Origin of the sequence: Streptomyces milbemycinicus, assembly GCF_002154605.1 — a bacterium.
In the GTDB taxonomy this organism is placed as follows: domain Bacteria; phylum Actinomycetota; class Actinomycetes; order Streptomycetales; family Streptomycetaceae; genus Streptomyces; species Streptomyces milbemycinicus.
Map to the genome: position 1 here is coordinate 1 of NZ_MUNE01000629.1, position 5,387 is coordinate 5,387.

The window sequence follows — 5,387 nt, forward strand, 5'->3', positions numbered from 1 at the left end:
TACGTCATCTACACCTCCGGCTCCACCGGCCGCCCCAAGGGCGTGGCGGTGCCGCACCACGGCGTGGCGAACCGGTTGCTGTGGATGAAGACGGAATATGGTCTGGCTGCCGATGATCGGGTGTTGCAGAAGACGCCGTCCGGGTTCGACGTGTCGGTGTGGGAGTACTTCCTCCCGCTGATCGCGGGAGCGGTGTCGGTCGTCGCTTCACCCGGTGTCCACCGGGATCCTGCCGGGCTTGCCGCGCTGATCCGCGATGCCGGGGTCACCACGGCGCATTTCGTACCGTCGATGCTGCGCGAGTTCATCCAGGAACCGACCGCGTCTGCGTGCGGCAGCTTGCGGAACGTTGTGTGCAGTGGGGAAACACTTCCGGCAGAGCTGCAGAACAAGGCCCTCCGCACGCTGAACTCACGTGTGCACAACCTCTACGGGCCCACCGAGGCCACCGTGGACGTGACCTACTGGGAGTGCCGAGAGAGCGACGACGCCTCGGTGCCCATCGGCCGTCCGGTGTGGAACACGCGCCTGTATGTGCTGGACACCCAGCTCTCACCGGTCCCCGTCGGAGCTTCCGGCGAGCTCTACGTCGCCGGTGCGCAAGTGGCGCGAGGCTATCTGGGACGGCCGGGTCTGACAGCCGAGCGGTTTGTGGCGGATCCGTTCGGTGAGGCCGGGGCGCGGATGTACCGGACCGGGGACGTGGTCCGGTGGCGGCCGGGCGGGGCGCTGGAGTTCCTGGGGCGTGCGGACGGCCAGGTGAAGGTGCGTGGCTTCCGTATCGAGCTGGGTGAGGTGGAGAGCGTCTTGGTGGCGCATGACGCCGTCGCCCAGGCCGCTGCCGTGGTGCGGGAGGACCGGCCCGGCGAGAGGCGCTTGGTCGGCTATGTCGTGCCCGTGGGCGGGGGAGCGGCGGTCGACATCGCCCAGGTGCTTGACCTGGTCAGGGACCGGTTGCCGGACTACATGGTGCCGTTGGTGTTGGTGGTGCTCGAGCGGCTGCCGCTGACCCCGAACGGGAAACTGGATCGGAAGGCCCTGCCCGCTCCGGACTACGGCGCGTCGGCTTCGGGACGGGCGGCGCGGACACCCAGGGAAGAGCGGCTGTGCGGGTTGTTCGCCGAAGTCCTGGGTGTTTCCAAGGTCGGCGTCGATGACAGCTTCTTCGACCTGGGTGGCGACAGCATCGTGTCGATCCAGCTGGTCGCCCGGGCTCGCGCAGCCGGCATCGTCATCACCCCACGGGATGTGTTCGAGCGGAAGACCGTGGAGGCATTGGCGCTGGTCGCGACCGATGTCGACGCCGCGGGTGTGGACACGAAGGGCGACAGCCCATTCGGCGCTGTGGCGCTGACACCGGTCATGCATCAGCTGCGTGACCGGGGTGGCTCCATCGACCGCTTCAGCCAGGGGGTGTTGCTCCAGGTTCCCGAGCGGCTGGGTCTGGAGGAGCTGGTCGTGGCGATGCAGGCGATCTTGGATCACCATCATGCGCTCCGTGCCCGGCTGATCGACAGGGACGGGCAATGGGAGCTTGAGATCCCCGCGGTCGGTGGGGTGCGTGCGACGGAGTGTGTGCGGCGTGTGGACGTGGCCGGACTGGCCGAAGACGCTCTGGGCAAGATGATCGGGACCGAGGCAGAAGCCGCGCGAGAGCGGCTTTCGCCGAGGTCAGGGGCGATGGTTCAGGCGGTCTGGTTTGACTTCGGCCCCGACACACCGGGACGGCTGCTGGTGGTGGCGCACCACCTGGTGGTCGACGGGGTGTCCTGGCGAATTCTGCTGCCCGATCTCCATGCGGCCTGGGAGGCGGCCACGACCGGTGCCGACCCTGTCCTTCAGCCGGTGGGCACCTCGTTCCGCCACTGGGCCACAAGGCTGGTCGCGCAGGCGGACGAGCACCTTGTGGAGCTGCCGCTGTGGGAGAAGATCCTCGATGCCCCGGATCCCCTGGTGGGTACGCGGGCGCTGGAACCGGGCAAGGACACCTGGGCGACGGCGGGAGATCTGACGTTCGCACTGCCAGTGGAGCAGACGGCCTCTCTCCTTGCTCACATCCCCACGCTGTTCCGCTGCGGCATCGACGATGTCCTGCTGACCGCTCTCGCGCTCTCCATTGATGGCTGGAGAGATGGAACTGGGGTCGGCGGCGGTACGGATCTGCTGGTCGAGCTCGAGCGACACGGCCGCGAACACCTCCTGGACGGGACTGACCTGTCACGCACGGTCGGGTGGTTCACGAGTACGTTCCCCGTACGTATCACCACGGAGACCCGGGGGAGGGGCGGCCTGCGTGGTTCCGCTGTCGATGGCGCGCTGAAGAGCGTCAAGGAACAGCTGCGGGCTGTGCCACACAGCGGTATGGGATACGGGCTGTTGCGCCATCTCCATCCGCAGGGAAGCTCGGATTTGCGGCAAAAGGGCAGTGCTCAAATCCTCTTCAACTATCTGGGCAGAGTGGCTGTCACGGGGGAGAACCATGGGCAGGCAGCGGAGAATTGGACCGTCGTTCCTGGCAGCAAGGCGGGAGCTGGAGCAGATCCAGCTATGCCGATGAGCCATAGCCTCATCGTCGATGCGGTGGTTCAGGACACCCATGACGGGCCGCAGCTGATGGTGACATGGTCGTGGCCGACCGGCGTGCTCACCGAAGAACGCGTTCAGGAGCTGGCGGATTCTTCGCTTGAAGTCCTCGTACTCATCGCGGACCGTGCGGCACAGCCGGACGCCGGAGGGCTTACCCCGTCCGATGTGGGGCTGCTCGACCTGAGTCAGGACGAAATCGACGAGTTCGAGCTTGCTGAGATGGAAGACGGAGCGGAAGGAAATCTGCTGTGAAGCGTTCGAACATCGAGGATCTCCTGCCGTTGTCGCCCCTGCAGGAAGGGCTGTTCTTCCACTCTCTCTACGACAATGAGGCGGCTGATACTTACGCCGTTCAAGTTGTCATCCGGCTGGCCGGGAAGCTGGACACCAGCGCGCTCAGGCTCGCGGCGGAGGCGATGCTCGCGCGGCACGCGAGCTTGCGGGTCCGCTTTCGCTACCGTAAGTCAGGGAAGCCCATTCAGATGGTGATGGGCGAGGTTGAATTGCCCTGGCGCGAAGTTGATCTGGAACACCTTGAATCGGCTGAACGTGACGCCGAACTGGACCGGATCGCAGAGGAAGACCGGGCTCTGGGATTTGATCTGAGCAAGGCTCCGCTGCTGCGTTGCACGCTGGTCCGGATGCGTGAGGACGAGCACTGTCTCATCTGGTCGAACCATCACATCCTGCTGGATGGATGGTCCAATGCTGTTCTCTTCCGCGAACTGTTCACGCTCTACAAGTGCCGCGGCGATGATTCACAGCTGCCGTTCGTGCCGTCCTATCGGGATTATCTGGCGTGGATAGCCAGGCAGGACACCGGAGCCGCGGAGGCGGCTTGGCAAGAGGCGTTGGCCGATCTGGACGGGCCCACCCGTATCGATATTTCGGGGAAGAAGCAGGCCGCTGCCGCTCCCGATCGGCTGACGCATACGGTTTCGCAGGAGCTGGCCGACGCGCTGAGCGCCACGGCACGCGCGCATGACCTCACGCTCAATACCCTGATCCAAGGTGCCTGGGCCATCTTGTTGAGCCGGATGACCGGGCGCGATGACGTCGTCTTCGGCGCCACTGTGGCCGGCCGACCGCCGGAGATCCCGAGCGTCGATAAGATGGTCGGCCTGTTCATCAATACTCTGCCTGTGCGCATACGTCTCGACTCCTTCCAGTCGTTGGGGGAGTTGCTGACACAGGTGCAGGATCAGCAGTCCCGTCTTATGGACCACCAGCACCTGGGGTTGTCTCGCATTCAGCGTGTGAGCGGCCATGAGGAGCTGTTCGACACGGTCGTTGTATTTGAGAACTATCCGGTGGAGTCCGCGGCGTCCGCGGCATTGGATGAAGAAGTACAGGTTGCGGATATCTCCGTGCGCGATGCCACTCACTATCCGGTCAGCCTCATGGTGGTTCCTGGGCGGGGGCTGGAGCTGCGGCTGGATTATCAGCCTGATTTGTTTGAGCGTGAGTGGGCGGAGGTGCTGGCCAGCCGTCTGGTGCGGGTGTTGGGGACGATGGCCGCTGGTCTGGATGTGCCGGTGGGGCGGGTCGATGTGCTGGGTGAGGCCGAGCGGCAGCAGGTGCTGTCCGGGTGGAATGACACGGCGCGTCGGATGCCGGATGCGGTGCTGCCGGAGTTGTTCGAAGCGCAGGTGGAGCGGGCTCCGGATGCGGTCGCGGTGGTCTTTGATGGCCACGAGTTGTCCTATGGCGAGTTGAATGTACGGGCGAATCGGCTGGCGCGGTATCTGGTGGGGCTGGGGGTCGGTCCGGGGGATGCGGTGGCGGTGTGGATGGAGCGTTCCGCCGATCTGATTGCCGTCCTGCTGGCTGTGCTGAAGGCGGGCGGGTACTACGTACCGCTGCACGAGGGCTATCCGGTGGAGCGGCTGCGCTCGGTCATGCGCGACTGCGGCGCCGACGTACTCCTCACCGACCGGCCCGCACAGGCAGCCGGCTTCGCCGCGAACGCGCGCGTGGTCGAGGTGACCGATGCGCTCCTGACCGGTGCCGGTGCCGATGAGAGCAATGTGGTGGTGGGCGGCAGGCATCCGCTGCAGCTCGCCTACGTGATGTACACCTCGGGTTCCACCGGCGAGCCGAAGGGTGTGGCGGTACCGCACCGCGGAGTGGTGGAACTCGCCCTCGACAGGGCGTGGACCGGTGGTGCGGATGGTGTGCATGAGCGGGTGCTGATGCATGCTCCCCATGCCTTCGACGCCTCCGACTACGAGGTCTGGGTCCCCCTGCTCTCCGGCGGCCGGATCCTCGTGGCTCCCAACGAGCAGATCGACACTCAGGCGCTGCGCGAGCTGGTGGCGGGTGGCGGGGTGAGTGCGGTGCATGTGACGGCGGGGCTGTTCCGGGTGATCGCCGAGGAGGATCCCGGGTGTTTCAGCCAGGTTCGGGAGGTACTGACCGGCGGTGACGTGGTCTCCCCCACTGCCGTCCAGCGGGTTTTGCAGGCGTGTCCGCAGGTGAGGGTGCGTGCCCTCTACGGGCCCACGGAGATCACCCTGTGTGCCACGCAGTATCTGATGACCCCTGCTACCCCTCCGGGCACGTCGGTTCCTATCGGCCGGCCCATGGACAACACCCGCACCTACGTCCTGGACAACGCCCTGCGCCCGGTACCGGCGGGGGTGGCGGGAGAGCTGTACATCGCCGGGACAGGCCTCGCCCACGGCTACATCAACCAGCCCGCCACCACGGCCGAGCGTTTCGTCCCGGATCCGTTCGGCCCGGCCGGCACCCGCATGTACCGCACCGGCGACCTCGCCCGCTGGAACACCAACGGCACACTC

At 66.1% G+C, this 5,387-nt stretch carries 2 protein-coding genes; both read left to right on the top strand.

Features of this window, described 5'->3' with window-relative positions; genetic code table 11:
• Nucleotides 1-6: 6 nt before the first annotated feature.
• Nucleotides 7-2,838 (top strand): amino acid adenylation domain-containing protein, encoded by a 2,832-nt coding sequence (locus CCN51_RS40955; protein ID WP_281262477.1) that lies wholly within the window; start codon nucleotides 7-9, stop codon nucleotides 2,836-2,838.
• Nucleotides 2,835-5,387: non-ribosomal peptide synthetase (locus CCN51_RS40960; protein ID WP_143676046.1), on the top strand; the 2,553-nt coding region annotated here is incomplete at its 3' end. The genes CCN51_RS40955 and CCN51_RS40960, both read left to right, overlap by 4 nt.